The organism is Pseudomonas sp. 29 (genome assembly GCF_002754355.1).
Classification (GTDB): Bacteria; Pseudomonadota; Gammaproteobacteria; order Pseudomonadales; family Pseudomonadaceae; genus Aquipseudomonas; species Aquipseudomonas neuropathica.
Window position 1 is genome coordinate 6291856 of sequence record NZ_PEEY01000001.1, and the last position, 16611, is coordinate 6308466.

The 16611-nt window shown below is 60.5% G+C and carries 10 protein-coding genes; all 10 read right to left on the reverse strand.

The features are described 5' to 3' along the window. Nucleotides 1-9: 9 nt before the first annotated feature. A complete protein-coding gene (locus CLU80_RS29260) occupies nt 10-3087 on the reverse strand; it encodes an autotransporter serine protease (RefSeq protein ID WP_099759225.1) in 3078 nt (1025 codons plus the stop codon). A gap of 160 nt (nt 3088-3247) precedes the next feature. Then, nucleotides 3248-6199: an autotransporter serine peptidase EprS gene (eprS, locus tag CLU80_RS29265; protein ID WP_099759226.1), complete on the reverse strand. Its 2952-nt coding sequence runs from the start codon at nt 6197-6199 to the stop codon at nt 3248-3250. Nucleotides 6200-6462: 263 nt separating this feature from the next. Further along, a complete protein-coding gene (locus tag CLU80_RS29270) occupies nt 6463-7833 on the reverse strand; it encodes a TolC family outer membrane protein (protein ID WP_093431325.1) in 1371 nt (456 codons plus the stop codon). Between the two features lie 2 nt (nt 7834-7835). Further along, on the reverse strand, nt 7836-9185 hold the full coding sequence (locus tag CLU80_RS29275) for an HlyD family type I secretion periplasmic adaptor subunit (RefSeq protein ID WP_099759227.1): 1350 nt from the start codon (nt 9183-9185) through the stop codon (nt 7836-7838). After that, on the reverse strand, nt 9182-10957 hold the full coding sequence (locus CLU80_RS29280; protein WP_099759228.1) for a type I secretion system permease/ATPase: 1776 nt from the start codon (nt 10955-10957) through the stop codon (nt 9182-9184). The genes CLU80_RS29275 and CLU80_RS29280 overlap by 4 nt, the downstream gene beginning before the upstream one ends. Nucleotides 10958-11166: 209 nt before the next feature. After that, entirely contained in the window at nt 11167-11589 is a 423-nt protein-coding gene (locus CLU80_RS29285) for an AprI/Inh family metalloprotease inhibitor (protein WP_175559573.1), read from the reverse strand. Between the two features lie 93 nt (nt 11590-11682). Next, nucleotides 11683-13128, reverse strand: coding sequence for a serralysin family metalloprotease (locus tag CLU80_RS29290; protein ID WP_099759229.1), 1446 nt, complete (start codon nt 13126-13128; stop codon nt 11683-11685). 494 nt (nt 13129-13622) lie between these two features. Continuing rightward, nucleotides 13623-14708, reverse strand: coding sequence for a polyamine ABC transporter substrate-binding protein (locus CLU80_RS29295; RefSeq protein ID WP_077572997.1), 1086 nt, complete (start codon nt 14706-14708; stop codon nt 13623-13625). A 58-nt stretch (nt 14709-14766) separates the two neighbouring features. After that, complete coding sequence (locus CLU80_RS29300) at nt 14767-15111, reverse strand: cupin domain-containing protein (protein WP_093431317.1); 345 nt, start codon at nt 15109-15111, stop codon at nt 14767-14769. A gap of 42 nt (nt 15112-15153) precedes the next feature. Then, on the reverse strand, nt 15154-16560 hold the full coding sequence (locus CLU80_RS29305) for an NAD(P)/FAD-dependent oxidoreductase (RefSeq protein WP_099759230.1): 1407 nt from the start codon (nt 16558-16560) through the stop codon (nt 15154-15156). Nucleotides 16561-16611: the final 51 nt, after the last annotated feature.

Genomic DNA, 16611 nt, shown 5'->3' on the forward strand with positions numbered 1-16611 from the left:
CGGAACGCCTTAGAACTGCCAGTCGAGGGTCAGACCCACGCCGTGGTCTTTCTCGTTGTTACCGATCAGGCCGTTGTAATCCAGGTTCACCCGCACATCGCGATTGAGCGCCAGACCTGCGCGCACACCGACCACTGCGGCGTCGCGATCCATCGACACGCTCTGCACGGTGAACGCGCTGTTGCCGTTGGCGAAGGCCAGATGGCTGTCAGCGTCGACACTGCTCAGGTTGTGCTGCCAGCCGAGGCTCGCACCCAGCTCAAGTTGATGCTGATCCGACAAGGCGAAGCTGCGCTTGGCGCGCACGCCGAGGGTCGACAGCACCACATCGCGGTTGTCCTCACCGCCCTTCAGCGCGGCGGCGTCACCTTTTTCGGTGAAGCTTTCGGTGTTCAGGTGCACATAGGACAGATTGGCGAACGGCTCCAGGTTCATCGGTTGCAGGCCCAGATCATAGGCGGCCTCGGTGAACACTTGCGTGGTTGCGGCATCGTGCTTGGTCTTTTGTTTTCCGCTGACGTCCCCGAACTGCAGGTCACGTTTGACGTCGACACGGTGCCAGCTGTAGGCGCCGCCGACGGTCAGACGCAGCGCATCGATCTGATGGCCCAGGTACGCACCCAAGTGGTAGCTGTCGACTGACGCCGACGAATGCGTGCCGCTGCCCATGCTCAATGAGCTGTCGCTATAACCGGTAACGAAACCCAGACGGGTATCTTCAGCGATCAAGCCGTCAACACCGGCCAGCAGGCCGCCAATGGAGCTGTTGGAGTCGGCATTGTCATGCCCGCCATCGCTCTTGCCCCACGAACCCAAGACCTTGACCCAGGCGTTGCTGCGATCGTCAGTCGGTGCGCCAGCGTTGAACAGATCACGCTCGCGCAGACGTTCGCCAACGGCTTCACGCAGGTAACGGCTGTCGTTGATCAGCATCGTGCCAATGGCCGGATGGATTTCGCCGGACAACTGCTGGAAGGCTTGCTGCGCCGACGCCGCATTCGGCGACAGCAACAGGGTTTCAAACAGCGCGTTACCAGCGCCCAGACGCTCAGCCGCCGCACCGACCGCACGTTGGTTCGGCGTCAAACCGACGCTGGCGAACGAAGCGTCGTTACGCCCGACTGCCAACTGAATGCCATCGGCCGAGTACGCCAGCGTGCCGCCGAGAAAGGCGTAATCCGGCAACACCTGACCGAAGCGGCCTTCAATACCGCCGGCCGCTTGCAGGATGTTGTAGCGCGTGCCGAGCAGGCTTTGCACTTCATTGGTGGTCAGCAGCGTCGGGCTGTTTTCCAGCGACAGGCTCACCGTCGCGCCTTCGATGACCGCTTTGCCAGTGGCGATGATCTGATCGCTGCTGGTCGGCGACAGCTCTACGGCGTAGGTCGAACCCGGTGCAAAGGTCACGTCACCGGCCACATTCATTGTGCCGATGGAATTACCCGGCGCCACCGTACCGCCGCTGTTCACCGACAGCGCGCCGATGTGGCCATTGCCGCCGAGGATACCGCCGTCATTCACCGTCACCGCCGATTGCAGCGAACCGTTGATGGCCAGGCGCCCCTGATTGACCAGGGTCGGGCCGCTGTAAGTGTTGTTGCCGGTCAGCACCAGCGTGCCGATACCTTGCTTGGTCAGCCCGCCGTGACCGGAAATGTCGTTGCGCCAGGTGTCGAGGCCGCAGGTGATGTCAGTGCACACGCGCTCGGTCGGTTTGCCTTGATCAATGATCGCGCCGATACCCGGCAGATTCGCAACGAACTGGCCGGAGCCGTAAGCGCCGTCGATACGGAATTCCGCTGGAATGTCCTGCTCCGTGACGAACATCGACGGGCCGTCAATGCCTTTGCGCAGGTTGATCATGCCCCAGCCGTACAAGGCGTCGATGCCCGGTGCGCCGAGGTCGGTGGCCGTAGTGCGCAAGACCGTGGCGACCTGATCACCGCTCATGTACGGGAAGCGCTCCATCAGCACCGCCATGGAACCGGCGACATGCGGCGCGGCCATCGAGGTGCCGTTGTAGTTTTTGTAGCCGGTGGTCAGGTTGTCGGCGTTGGTGCCTTCGATGATCGAGCTGAAAATCTTTGTGCCCGGCGCCGAGACGCAGAAACTCGCGGTATAGCCGCAACGCGAAGAGAACGTACTCATGATGTACGGGTTGGCGCTGGCCAGATCCGGGTTCTTCTGCAGCGCAGCGACGGTGATCCAGTTCGGCGCGATGTCCGGAACGAAATAGCCGAGACCGGCGATGGCGTCCGGGTTGTTGAGGTTGTAGTCGTTGCCGGCCGCGAAGATCGTCACGATGCCGCTGCGTGCGGCGGCAATCGCACCGTCGTAGGCGCCGCCGGGCTTGCTGCCGAGCAGCGTGCGGATCTCGTTGAACTGCACTTGCGCGTCATTGACGGTGAAGTGCGGGTACGCCGGATCGCGGCCGCCGAGGTCGAAACGGTCAGTGATGCCGATGCCCCAGCTGTTGTTGATGATCCGCGCGCCGCTGGCGATCAGTGCGTCCCAACCGGCCTTGTACACCGCGCCGTCGTTGCCACGAACGATGCCATCTTCCGGGCCCGGATCACCGTTGTCGGCGCTGATGATCTGTGCACCGAACGCCACGCCGTGCATAGGCCCGCCGTCGCGACTGCCGGCGGCGATACCGCCGACGTGGGTGCCGTGGGCGCCGAGTTTGCCGTCGGAACCGACCGAGGGCGAACCGTCATAACGGAACGCATCGCCGGCTTTGACCGGGATGTACGGGTCGGTGTATTCGCGAATCCCGCTGGTGACCAGGGTGACGACTTTATTGCTGCCGGAAAACTCCGGGTGCGCGGCATACACCGGCTGATCAAAGATCCCCAGTTTCACGCCTTTGCCGGTATAGCCGGCGGCGTAGGCGTGATCGGCACCGATCGCGCCCAGGCCCCAATCGGCCTGGAACTCGGCACTGCGCCAACTCGACGGATCGCCCGTACGACCGCTCTCCACGTAGGGTGCGGCGTGGGCGGTGCCGATGGCACAGAGCACGGCGAGCGTGAGGGTTTTCAGGGCAAAGCGGCCTCCCGTTTGCGCGGGGGTATTGTTGTTATTCATCCAGCGACCTTCCTTAGTGATGTTGCGAAAAATCCGTCTCTTCAGCTGTTGATCGTTCCCACGCTCCGCGTGGAAATGCCTCTAGGGAAGCTCTGCGTCCAGTGACGCGGAGCGTCACGGGCTGCATTCCCACGCAGAGCGTGGGAACGATCAGCGTGGGTTAGAACTGCCAGTTCAGGCTCAAGCCAACGCCATGCAGCTTTTCGCGACTGGCCAGTTGTCCGTTGTAATCAAGGTTCACCCGTACATCGCGGCTCAGCGCGAGGCTGGCCTGCACGCCGACCAGTGCGGCATCGCGCACCAACGCGGAACTCTCCACCGCGTACGGCGTGCCACCGCTGGCGAAGCGCAGATGCTGCTCGGAATCGATGTCGCTGAGGCTGTGCTGCCAGCCGAGATGGCCACTCACGTCGAGTGATTGCGCGGGCGAAAGATTGAAGGTCTTGATCGCTCGCACACCGAGGGTGCTCAGCACCGCGTCACGTTGATCGCCGGAGCTTTTCAACGCCGCAGCGTCGCCCTTCTCGGTCAAACCTTCAGTGTCCAGATGCACGTAAGCCAGGTTGGCGAATGGCTCCAGCGCCAGTGGTTGCAGGTGCAAGCGATAAGCCGCCTCGCCGAACACTTGCGTGGTCGCCGCATCGACTTTGGCTTTCTGTTTGGCACTGACGTTGCCGTATTGCAGATCACGCTTCACATCGGCGCGATGCCAGCTGTAGGCCGCGCCGGTGCTCAAGCGCCACGCGCCGATTTCACGACCGCCGTACGCGCCAAGGTGATAGCTGTCGACCTTGGCCGAGGAATGCGTGCCCGAACCCATGCTCAGTGAACTGTCGCTGTAACCGCTGACCAGACCGATGCGCGTTTGCTCGTCCAACGCGCCGTCGACACCGGCCAGCAGCCCGCCAATCGAGGTGTTGTAGCCCGCCGTGTCTTGGCTCGAATCCGTCGTGCCCCAGGCGCCGAGCGCCTTGACCCAGCCATTGCTTTGCGCAGCAGTTGTGTCGTGCAGACGCTCGCCTACTGCGTCACGCAACTGGCGGCTGTCGTTGATCAGCATCGAACTCAACGCCGGGTAGATCTCGCCGCTCAACTGCTGGAAGGCCTGTTGTGCGGAACTCGCATCGGGTGAACGCAACAGGCTTTCGTACACCGAGTTACCCGCGCCCAAGCCTTCGACGGCAGCCGCTACTGAGCGCTGATTCGGCGTTTGCCCGACACTGGCGAAGGTGGTCGCGTTACGTTCGATATCGAGTTGAATGCCATTGGCGGCGTAGTCGAGGCTGCCGCCGATAAACAGGTAGTTCGGCAGCACGGCACCGAACTGGCCCTGAATGCCGCCGGCCGCTTGCAGGATGTCGTACTGGCGACCGAGCAGGCTTTGCGCCTCGGTGGTGCTGAGCAGCGTCGGGCTGTTTTCCAGCGACAGGCTGACCGTGGCGCCGCTGATGTTGGCGGTGCCGCCAGCAACGACGCGGTCGCTGCTGGTTGGCGACAGTTCAACGGCGTAGGTCGAGCCCGGCGCGAAGTTCACATCGCCAGCGACATTCAAGGTGCCGATGGAGTTGCCCGGCGCCACGCGGCCGCCGCTGTTGGCGGTCAACGCGGCGATGCGACCGGAACCGCCGAGGCTGCCGCTGTCATTCACCGTCACGACAGACGTCAGCGAGCCGTTGACCGTGAGCAAGCCGCCATTGACCGTGGTTGCACCGCGATAGGTGTTGTCGCCGGTGAGGATCAACTGGCCGCCGCCGGACTTGATCAGGCTGCCTTGATACACCCGGCTCGCCGCTGCCGTATCACGGGCAGTGCCGACCGCGTAATCGGTCTGATCCTGCTGACTGGCACCGGCAGCAACGCCGTTCTGCCAGCCCTTGTCTTGCAGGGTTTGCTGCCAGGCGCTGTGCTCGGCGAGGTCTTCCGCCTGCCGCTGAATCAGCGCCTTGTCGGAGATGTCATTGCTCCAGACATCGCGCTGCCCTGCCCCCAAGTTGGCATCAAACGCACCGAGCAATTGCCCTGGCCCGCGCATCGCCCGGTTCAGGTTGACCACGCCCCAGCCGACCCGCTCGGTCGGCGCAGCGGTGACCGAGCCATCCAGTTGCGTCGCGGTAGTCAGCAGCACTTCGAGCGCCTGCTGATTGGTCATGTACGGGTAGCGTTCCATCACCAGCGCCAGTGCCCCGGTCGCATGCGGCGCCGACATCGAGGTGCCGGACTTGATCGCGTAATCACCCCCGGGAATGGTGCTGTCGATCTTCGCCCCCGGCGTGGTGATGCACCAGTATTTGGCGAGGCCGCACTGGTTGTACTTTTGCTGATTGCTTTGATCGAGGCCCGACACGGCCAGCCAGTGGCCTTCCAGATCCGGCTGAAAGTACGGCAGCGCGGAACGCACGCTGGCGTTCGGATAGCCGCTGTTGCCGGCGCTGAATACGTTGATCACGCCGCGCCGGGAAACATCCGCTGCCGCGTCGAGCCAGGTGCCTTTATTCCAGTGCTGAGCGTACGCGGCGTGCAGATCGGCCAGTGTCCGGTAGCTGACATCCGGCGGCTGGCTGCCCCAACTGTTGTTGATCGCACGCACTCCGGCATCGGCGAGGGCGTCGTATACCGCCTTGAAATAGCGCGGATCGGGGTTGGGGCCGAAGAGGAAGCTGTCGTTTTTGTTGGTGTTGCCGACGTAGATCTGCGCGTTGTACGCCACGCCGTGCATGCCGGTACCGTCGCGTGAGGCGCCCATGGTGCCAACGACATGCGTGCCGTGGGAGTCGTTGTTGGGGTTGAGGATGCCATTGACGTTGAACAGTGAACCGTCAATGTAGCTGCCGCTGGCCATTACCGGGTGATAGCGGTCGCTGGCAAATTCCGGGTGGGCGGCATCGAAACCGGAGTCGAGGGCGCCGATTTTCACGCCTTTACCGGTGATGCCGGCGGCGTAGGCTTGCTCGGCCTGCATCCGGCTCAGGCCCCAGTCGCGGAGGAATTCGGCGCTGCGCCAACTGCCGGGATCGCCGGGTTGGCCGGTTTCGAGATATTGCGCCTGAGCCTGGGTTGCGGAAATCACAAGCAGCAGGGTACCGACCGAAATTGGCTTGATGCGTACGTCCATGTTCACCACTCACTTTTATTGTTTTATGCAGGTTCTTTTGCGGTGTTGCCTGTTCCCCTCACCCCAGCCCTCTCCCCCAGGAGAGGGAGCTGATGGCGGTGTCTTGTGTCATGCATCGAGCTGAAAAACCGCGTCGTTTGTGGATTCAGCTGGTCTCGCACCAGCCTGAAAAACCGGCTCGATGTTGGATTCGGTGCCGTTCGTTCAGGTCGGTGTACTTCTGCAATATCCCCGGATCAGTCCCCTCTCCCTCTGGGAGAGGGTTAGGGTGAGGGCTGTTGAGCGACCACAAATGCCTCATCCACCCGCGCCAGATCCTGCTCGTTCAAGGTCCCGGCGTAGTAATGCAACTTGGTCCAGGCCATCAAATAGTCGTACCGCGCCTGCGCCAGATCACGGCGCGTGGTGAACAACTGCTGCTCGGCGTTCAACGCGTCGAGGTTGGTCCGCTCACCACCGAGGATGCTCTGCTTGGTCGACACCACCAGCGCTTCCGCCGAGCTCAATGCCTTCTGATAAGCGCGCAATTTGCTCACCCCGGACAAACAAGCGCTGAACTGACGCCGCAGTTCAATCAACGTCTCACGCGTCTTGCCGTCCAGCTCGTACTCCGCCTGCTCCATAGTGCGGCTGGCCTGACGCGTCGACGCCGACACCCCGCCACCGGCATACAGCGGCACACTGACTTCAAAACCGATGGTGTTGGTTTCGTAGCGCTGGTTGTAGGTGTTGCCGCTTTCCGATTCGTTCTGGCGCATCGAGGCATAGGCGCTGACTTTCGGCAAATGCCCGGCACGATTGCGCTCCACTTCATACCGCGCGACTTCCACGGCCTGACGCTGCGAGGCCAGATTCGGGTTATTGCTCACCGCCATTTCATGCCAGGTATCGTAATTGGCCGGCATCAGCGCGAAGGTCTGGAAGTTCTGATCGAGCGGCGCCAGATCCCCGATGTCCACCGCCGGCGTGCCGACCAGTGCACCCAGTTCCCGTAGTGCGGCATCCTGCTCGTTGCGCGCTTCGATCTCTTCGGCAGTCGCCAGCTCATAGCGCGATTCGGCTTCAAGAATGTCGGTACGCGTGCCCTCGCCCTGCTTGAACATGTGTTCGTTCTGCTGGAACTGCTGCTCGTACGCCTTCTTCTTCGCCTGCGCGATGTCGATCTGATCCTGCGCGAACAGTGCCTTGGTGTAGTTATCCAGCACGCGAACCAGCAACTCCTGGCTCTTGCCGCGAAAGTTCTCGTCGGCAAACAACGATTGCGCGACACCTTTGCGATACGCGGCATAAGCCTCGTAGTCGAGTAGCGGTTGTTGCAGGGTCAGCGCCGAGCCGTAACTGCTGTAGTTACGATCGTCGGTACGGTTACGCGCGCGCTCATCGAGAGACGTAGCTTTCGACGAGTTGCGCCCCTTGTTGTAGGTGTAACCGATGCGCGGCAACAGGCCGGCGCGGCCGATGGCGCGGTTTTCCAGGCCGGCATCGCGTTCCTTTATCGCGCCGAGGAACACCGGGTCATTGCGCAACGCCTGTTCGTAGATCTCGAACGGCCCCATGGCCGCCACTGCCGAGTGACTCGCGAGCAGCAAGAATGCTGCTGCGAGCGTGGAAAGCTTATTCATACAGCCGCACATCCTTATTCTTCGGTCAGCGCAGAGCCGGCCCGGTCAAGCAGCGGTTTGAACAGATAGTTGAGCAGTGAACGCTCACCCGTACGCACGAACATTTCTGCCGGCATGCCGGGCTTGATCACCAGACCGTTGAGTTTTTCCATGGCGTGGTCGCTGACACTGCTGCGCAACACGTAGTACGGCACGCCGGTTTTCTCATCGACCATCTGGTCGGCGGAAATCAGGCTGACTTCGCCCGGTACACGCGGGGTTTTGCTCTGGTTGAACGCGGTAAACAGGATGTCCACCGGCAAATGCGCGCCGACCTTGTCGATCAAGTTGATCGGCAAGTGCCCTTCCACTTCCAGCGTGGTGCCTTGCGGGACGATCTCCAGCAATGTTTCGCCCTGACGCACTACGGCACCTTCGGTGTGCACGCCGAGGTTGACCGCGACGCCATCGGCAGTGGCGATGATTTCGCTGTGTTGCAGGTCGAAACCGGCCGAAGTCAGTTGCTCCGACAGAGTCACGCTTTTCAGCTGCGCGTCGGCCAGTTGCGTACGGACCTCCTTCTGATACTCCTCGGCGTGCTGTTGCAGTTTCAGCCGCGACTCGAGGATGCCCTGCTCGACGCGACCGCTTTCACCGGTGTTTTCCGCCAGTTGCTGCTGCACTTGCGACAGTTGCCGCTGGTATTCCATCAAGCGGTTGCGCGGGATGTAGCCGTTGTCGGCGAGCGGCTGCAGATTGCTCAACTGTTGTTGCAGCGAGTCGGCCTGAGCATTGAGATCAGTGCGGGCGCGGCGCATGCCGGCCAGTTGCGCGGTGGCGCCTTCGATGCTTGCGCGCAGTCCGGCCTGCTCGCGGTAGTAGGCCTCGCGACGGCTGCTGAACAATTGCCGCTGACCTTCCAGTACCAGTGCCAGACGCGGGTCCGGATCATTGCTCAGCTCAGCCGGAAAGGTCACTTGCTTGAGGTTGTCACGCTCAGCCTGCCAGCGCGCGAGACTGGCCCAGGCCATGCGGTATTGCGCTTGCAGCGACTGCACGTCAGCGGCGACTTGCGTTTGATCGAGGCGGAACAGCGGCTGGCCCTGCTTGACGATTTCGCCTTCGCGCACCAGGATCCGGCTGACCACGCCGCTGCTCATCGACTGCACGGCTTTGCGCTTGCCCGACACAACGACCGTGCCTTGCACCGGAATACCTTGATCCAGCGGCGCCAGGGCCGCCCAGGTGAAGAAACTGCCGGCGCCAACGATCGCCAGAATCCAGCCCATGCGCGCGAAAAACTTCGCATCGCGCTCCGGGCGTTCGGTGATGTAGGCGTGTTCCATGCTCGCTTCGTTTTCAGTGTTCATGCTTGCGCTGCTCATACACCCGAATTCCTTGTCGAGGGCTGATACTGTCGGCTCATGCTGAGCCCGCCCGGTGCCTGTGCAGGTTTTTCCCGTTGTTGTTCTTGCTGGCCGGAGAGCGCCTTGAGCACGTCCTGACTCGGGCCGAAAGCTTGCAGACGCCCGTCATTGAGGACCAGCAATTTGTCGGCCTGGGCCAGTACCGAAGAACGGTGCGTCACCAGCACCACCGTGGTGCCTTGCGCTTTAAGCGCGGCGATGGCGCTGGCCAATGCGGCTTCGCCGACGGTGTCGAGGTTGGAGTTCGGTTCATCCAGCACCACTAGACTCGGCGTGCCGTACATCGAACGCGCCAGTGCCACACGCTGCTTCTGTCCGCCGGACAAACCACTGCCGTCCTCGCCCAGTTGCGTGTCGTAGCCTTGCGGCAGGCGCAGGATCATTTCGTGCACGCCGGCCTGTTGCGCCGCCGCCACGACTTTCTGCGGATCGGCCTCGCTGAAACGGGCGATGTTCTCGGCGATGCTGCCACTGAACAGTTCGATGTCTTGCGGCAGGTAGCCGATGTACGGGCCAAGGTCATCGCGGTTCCAGCGATGGATATCCGCGCCATCGAGACGCACGGTGCCGCCGAGGGTAGGCCAGACCCCGACCAGCACACGGGCCAGCGTCGACTTGCCGGAACCGGAAGCACCCAGCACACCCAACACTTCACCGGCGCCCAAGTTGAAATTGACCATCTGCAAAGTCGCCGCACGTTGCCCCGGTGGGCCGGCACTGACCTGTTCGAAGGTGATCTGGCCTTTCGGCGGCGGCAACGCCATGGCGTCGTCGCTGGGCGGGAACGCTTGCAGCAAGGCATCGAGACGGCGGTAAGCCAGCTTCGCCCCGCTCCACTGCTTCCACACCGCGATCAATTGGTCGATCGGGCTGAGCACGCGGCCCATCAGGATCGAACCGGCGATCATCATCCCGGCGGTCATATCACCCTTGATCACCAGCAAAGCACCCAAGCCCAGCACCAACGATTGCAGGCACAGGCGCAGGGTTTTGCTCAACGAGCTGATCACCGCACCGGTGTCACTGGCCTGGTTTTGCAGGCCGAGGAAACGCGAATGCACCTGGAACCAGCGCTTGCGCAGCGAACCCAGCATGCCCATCGCCTGAATGGTTTCGGCATTGTGCAAATGGCTGGTGGCCAACTGGCTGGACTTCTGCGAATAACCGGCCGCTTCGCCCAGCGGCTTTTTGGTCATGTATTCGTTGAGACAGGCCAAGCCGATCAGCAGCAGTGCGCCTGCTGTGGCGAGCACACCGAGCCAGACGTTGAACAGGTAAATCACAAACAGGTAGACCGGGAACCATGGCGCATCGAAAAACGCGAACAGCGCCGGCCCGGTAACGAATTGACGAATGTGCGTCAGATCGCCCAGTGATTGCCCAGCGTTGCCCTCGCCCTTGAACAGGTTGCGCTCGAACGCCGCCTGGTAGACGCGCAGGTTGAAGCGGCGCTCCAACTGGCTGCCGATGCGAATCACGATAAAGCTGCGCACCACTTCCAGCAGGCCGATAAAGGCGAAGAAACCGACCACCATCAGCGACAGCATCGCCAGGGTCGTTTCGTTCTGCGACGACAGCACCCGGTCATAGACCTGGAGCATGTAGATGGAGGGCACCAGCATCAGCACGTTAATCAGTGCGGTAAAGCAGCCGACGCTGATCAGAATACTTTTATAGTCAGCCAATGCCTTGAATAAGGGAGCGGTGGCTGGGGCCTTCGCCATCTTCATCGATTCTTCCTGAAATGATGGGTCCCGCCGCACTTGGGCGAGGCTTCAATTAATGTTCCGCTTACCTGCGAAAGATGACTTGCAAGTACCCGCTTACACTTTCATAACAACTTGCGCAAATAACAGCGGTGCAGTTGTCGTTCGGCGTTTCTTATAACCAGCTTGTGGCGCTTTATATTAAAACCTTGTCGAAAACTGGATCATCATTACTATTGCGCTGCGCGCTCAAGTGTAATCACCAGGCCCGACTTCAAAGTGGTCAGATAAAGCCCGTCACGTTGTCGGCTGAAGAACTGGATTCTTGAACCTTCCTTGCCGGTGATGGACAGGCCGTCAGGGTCGGGAAACCAGCCGATCGATGTTTGCTCAAGCCATGCACCGAGGCAATCGGCGCCCTCTCCCAAGGTCTTGTTTACATTCAATACCAGGGCGCAGGTATTGGAAGGTTTGTCCTGCTGCTTTTGCGCTTGTGGGTCCTCACCTCGGGTGGACAACGTCGCTTGCCACTGCCCGGCAAATACTGAAGGTTCTTCAAGTCTGAGGCTGCTTGCCATGCTGGTTTCTCCTGAAATCATGATCAGCGCCGCCGAGAGCCACGCCATTGCCTTGTAGGTAAAAGCTTTACAGATCATAGGAATATTCGCTCCGGCGTGTAGCCTTGCTTACCGAGCAACACGATGCAAGTGGAGAAAGCGGCGTATCACACGCCGCTTTCCACTTCTACATCACGCCACGATGTCGCTGGTGACTGCCTGGCCAACGGTGCTGACCTGGAAGTCCGCCACGCCGTGCCCGGAGAAGTCCACCGACAGCAGGCTGTTGCCGCCCGACGAAATCAGGATGGCGTCACCGGCAGAACCGGTGAAGCTACTGACGAAGTGCAGGCCGGCACCGTTGGTGATACCGGTCAGATCGATTTTGTCCAGACCGCTGACGAAATCGAGGATCTGATCGATTGCACCTGGCTTGGAGTCCGAACTGGCCGCGAACACAAAGGTGTCGGAACCGGCGCCGCCCCACAGCTTGTCGGCACCACCGCCACCCCAGAGGATGTCGTTGCCGGCACCGCCCTTGAGTTCGTTGGCCACACTGTTGCCGATCAGCAGATCGTTGCCGGAACCGCCGATAGCGTTCTCGATGATCGCGCCTTTGGCGATGGATACGTTGCCCACCATGCCGCCAACGTCGGAGAACGAGGCGTCATTGAGGTTGATCTTCTGGTTCTGGGTGAAGCCCGAGAAGTCCAGAGTATCCTTGCCGCCCGCGTCCCACACTGAGAACACCACTTTGTCACTCGACGACGAAGCGCTGAGGAAATCACGGCCAGTGTTGGAGTTGAAGCCGTAGGTGGTGTCACCGGTACGGGTGGTGGTGTTGGCACCGTACAGCTTCTGGATAGCAGCGATATCGTCCATCAGCGGGCCGGACGAATACGCTTCGACACCGCCCTTGCTGAAGTTCTGACTGGTGTTACTTTCGCTCCAGTAGCTCATGACGCTATAGCCGCGAGTGTCTTGGCCGTAGGACGCGTCGTTGTAGGTCGGGTTGCCATTCCCGGCGTTGTAGTCGCCAGGGTGAGCGAGGCCCAGGCTGTGGCCGATTTCGTGAGTCAGGGTCTGACGACCGTAGTTATTCAGATCCGGATTCTTGTTCTGCGTGTAGCCACTGTTGATCAGGTACCACGAGGTGCCGTCATAACCGGCGCCGGTGCCTGGCAGATAGGCGAACGCTGCAGCGCCATCCTGACCACCGCTGTAGTTACCGAAGGTCATGTGGCCGTCACCGCCCGAGGCTTTCTCGGTGAAGGTCACGTTGGCCACGTCAGCCCAGGATTGCATGGCGAGCTTGGCCTGGGCCTGTTGTTGTGCACTGAACTGACTGAACCCAGTGATCCCGTGCTTGTTCATCGTGCTGGACGATGCCGAGGTCAGGAACGTATAGGTGAGTTCGATCTTGCCGCTGCCATCCTTGTCCTGGTAGGCAGCGCCGTCGCGCAGCAACTGGGTTGCGGCCTGGTCGACGGAAAAGGAGGGTTTGCCATTGACCGTGAGGTTGCCACCGCGGTCGTACTGATGGCTGAAGCTATTGATCTGGTTGTACGCCGAGCTGAAGGCTGACAGCTGGAAAGCCTGTTCGGCGGTATCAATAGCATTCGTTTTAACTTTCGACATAAACACACTTCCTTGTTTAGCAATGGAACAGTTTTTGTCCGATAGGACTCTCTCTGGCGAGATCGTCCTATCACTCGCCCAATGAAGGCGTAAGAAACCTGACACAATTTGAAATCTGCCGTAAAGGATTTTTTTGAGATCAAATCGAGCTGTTTCCGGAAACTGCCGTAAACAAAGCGTGCGAGGTCGAAAGAATGTTTTAGTTGCGGAGCTTTTGCCTAATTGTCTGACGATTTTCTATTTAAATATTAAATATGGGTAAGTTGTTTTTTGTTAGCCGTGTCTCACTTTGCTGCACTTTATTAGTGCAATGACATTGTATTGATATCAACCCTTTAAACGCTGAAAGACATTGTGGGAGCGAGCCTGTTCCGGGCGGCGTTCCGACGAAGGCGTCGAGTCAGACAACATTGATGTTGAATGACAGATCGCCTTCGTCGGAACGCCGCCCGGAGCAGGCTCGCTCCCACAGGGATTTATGTATGCCTGGGTGATTAGCTACCAGTCCGGATCTTGTTCCACACCCGCGTGCGGATCCGGTCAATGTTCAACGGCATCGCCTCCAGCGCGAACAGTTTGCCCATCATCTCCGGGCTCGGGTAAACCTTGGTGTCGTTCTTGATCGCCGGGTCGATCAGGCTGTCGGCCTGCTCGTTACCATTGGCGTAGTGCACGTAGTTGCTGATGCCGGCCATCACATCCGGGCGCAGCAGGTAGTTCATGAAGGCGTAACCGGCCTTCTCGTCCGGCGCATCGGCCGGCATGGCGACCATGTCGAACCAGATGGCTGCGCCTTCCTTGGGAATGTTGTAGCCGATGTCGACACCATTCTTGGCTTCCTTGGCGCGGTTCTCGGCCTGCAGGATGTCGCCAGAGAAACCGACCGCCACGCAGATATCGCCATTGGCCAGGTCGCTGGTGTATTTCGAGGAATGGAAGTAGCTGACGTACGGCCGCACTTTCATCAGCAGTGCTTCAGCTTTTTTATAGTCTTCGGGATTTTTGCTGTGGTGCGGCAGGCCCAGGTAGTTGAGCGCCGCCGGCAGTAATTCCGGGCCGTTGTCGAGGATCGCCACACCGCACTTCTGCAGTTTTTCCATGTACTCGGGCTTGAAGATCAGGTCCCAGGAATCCACGGGCGCATCGTCACCCAGCACCGCTTTAACCTTGGCGATGTTGTAGCCGATGCCAGTGCTGCCCCACAGATAAGGGAAGCCGTGTTCGTTGTTCGGGTCGTTGGTCTGCAGCGCTTTGAGCAGCACCGGATTGAGGTTTTTCCAGTTCGGCAACTGACTCTTGTCGAGTTTCTTCAGCGCCCCGCCCTGAATCTGCCGGGCCATGAAGTGGTTGGACGGAAACACCACGTCGTAACCGGATTTGCCGGTCATCAACTTGCCGTCGAGGGTTTCGTTGCTGTCGTAGACGTCATAGGTGACCCCAACGCCCGTCTCTTTCTCGAAGTTCTTGGTGGTGTCCGGCGCGATGTAGTCGGACCAGTTGTAAACCTTGACCGTTTCCGCTGCCTGAGCAAGGGAAACGGCGAGCATCAGCGGTGCCAGAGCGAGGGTCTTGCGGATCATGGATCGATTCCTGTGTGGGTTTTCTTTTTTGTTGGCAGGCAATCAAAGGATCAAACAATCAGAAAATCAGCACGTAGCTCTTGCGCACGGTTTCCTGGATATCCCAGATACCGAGCGTGTTGGCTGGCAACATCAGTGCGTCGCCACCTTGTATGTGCAGGGTTTCGCCGCCACCGTCGGGGGTGAACGTGCAGCGCCCGGAAATGAAATGGCAGAACTCCTGCGCGGTGATCTGCCGACGCCAGCGCCCGGGCGTGCATTCCCAGACGCCGGTTTCGACGCCGTCATCGCGCTCGACGCTGGTGGTCGAAGCAATCGCCACCGGTTCGCCGAGGGGCACGGCCACCGGATTGGACTCATCCAGTTGCAGGGTTGCGGTGTTTTTAAACTGGGTAATGCTCATGGTCTGACCTGTCTTTTGGGCTTTCTTAAAGTAAATCGACGTTCAATGCATGAAGCCTTCCATGAAACCCGCCACCTGGCTGGCGAGCTTGCGCCGCCATGGCGCGGTCGCCGGGTTGGCCAGGGTCTGGTCTTCGTGGACGAAACTTTTGATGATCGCGTTGTAGCCCAACCAGCGGCATGGCTCCGGCTCCCACGCGCGCAGCGCATGAATGCCACCATCCGGAAGCACCCACGGTTGCTGAGTCAGTTCGGTGTCGCGCTCAAGAATCAAGTCCGCCAGGGTGCGCCCGCCGAGATTGCTCGCGCCGACGCCCTCCCCGCCATATCCGCCGGACAACGCGATGCCGTTGGCACGATCGCAAAGCATGTGCGGTTTGAAGTGCCGGGACATCCCGAGGTTGCCGCCCCAGGCGTGGGTGATCTGCACGTTTTTCAGTTGCGGGAACAGTTCGCCGAACAGATAACGGCGCAACTCGACTTCATCACGAGTCAGATCAAAGCTATGGCGCAGCTTGCCAGCGAACTGGTAACCGCCACGGGCGCCGAAGATCAGCCGATTGTCGGCGCTGCGCTGGCCATAAGTGACCTGACGACTGAATTCGCTGAACGCCTGACCACGGCTGAGGCCGATTTCATCCCAGGTCGCGGCAGACAACGGCTCGGTGGCGACAATCAGGCTCTGCACCGGCAATTGATAGCGGCCCAGTGGTGGCAAGGTCACTGAATACCCTTCGACGGCCGGCACGATCCAGCGGCTGCGCACACTGGCCTTGGCGGTGCGCAAGCTGCCAGACTGCCAGTGAGTGACCGGACTGTTTTCGTAGATCTTCACGCCCATGTTCTGCACGGTGCGCGCCAGGCCGCGCACCAGTTTCGCCGGGTGGATGGTCGCCACGTGCGGCGCGTAAATCCCGCCATAAGGCTTGGCGACGCGGATCTGCTGGGCCAGTTGCTCGGGGCTGAGCCAACGATAATCGTCATCGGTCAGGCCTTGGGCGTGCAGTTTGCCCAAGTACTCGCGCAGAGAGGCTTCTTGTTCCGGATAACGCGCGGCGCAGTACAGCACGCCGCCCTTGCGGTAATCGCAATCGATGCCTTCGCGTTCGAGGACGACTTCCACTTCATCGGGAATGCTGTGCAGCAGATCGAAGGACGCGCGACGCTGCTCTGGCGAGAGGCCGGCCAATAACCGATCTTCGCCGAGCAGGTTGCCCATCAACCAGCCGCCATTGCGACCGGAAGCGCCGAAACCGGCGGTCTGTGCTTCGACAATCGCGATGTCGAGTCCCGGCGCGAGTTTCTTCAGGTAGTACGCGGTCCACAGGCCCGTGTAACCGGCGCCGATGATCGCCACGTCGACGTCCAGATCTCGCTCAAGCTCGGGCCGCGCGGTCAGCGGCTCATCGAGTTGGTCCATCCACAAACTGATAGTGCGCCACGCCGGCATGCAAGACTCCGCCACTGAAATTCTTCGATGGCGTCGATCCTAGTGGCTGTA

Bases quoted from the DNA above. Each gene is read 5' to 3' on its own strand.
- CLU80_RS29305 (WP_099759230.1), bottom strand. From the start codon at position 16,560: ATGCCGGCGTGGCGCACTATCAGTTTGTGGATGGACCAACTCGATGAG.
- CLU80_RS29300 (WP_093431317.1), bottom strand. From the start codon at position 15,111: ATGAGCATTACCCAGTTTAAAAACACCGCAACCCTGCAACTGGATGAG.
- eprS (WP_099759226.1), bottom strand. From the start codon at position 6,199: ATGGACGTACGCATCAAGCCAATTTCGGTCGGTACCCTGCTGCTTGTG.
- CLU80_RS29290 (WP_099759229.1), bottom strand. From the start codon at position 13,128: ATGTCGAAAGTTAAAACGAATGCTATTGATACCGCCGAACAGGCTTTC.
- CLU80_RS29260 (WP_099759225.1), bottom strand. From the start codon at position 3,087: ATGAATAACAACAATACCCCCGCGCAAACGGGAGGCCGCTTTGCCCTG.
- CLU80_RS29295 (WP_077572997.1), bottom strand. From the start codon at position 14,708: ATGATCCGCAAGACCCTCGCTCTGGCACCGCTGATGCTCGCCGTTTCC.
- CLU80_RS29270 (WP_093431325.1), bottom strand. From the start codon at position 7,833: ATGTGCGGCTGTATGAATAAGCTTTCCACGCTCGCAGCAGCATTCTTG.
- CLU80_RS29275 (WP_099759227.1), bottom strand. From the start codon at position 9,185: ATGAGCAGCGCAAGCATGAACACTGAAAACGAAGCGAGCATGGAACAC.
- CLU80_RS29280 (WP_099759228.1), bottom strand. From the start codon at position 10,957: ATGAAGATGGCGAAGGCCCCAGCCACCGCTCCCTTATTCAAGGCATTG.
- CLU80_RS29285 (WP_175559573.1), bottom strand. From the start codon at position 11,589: ATGATCTGTAAAGCTTTTACCTACAAGGCAATGGCGTGGCTCTCGGCG.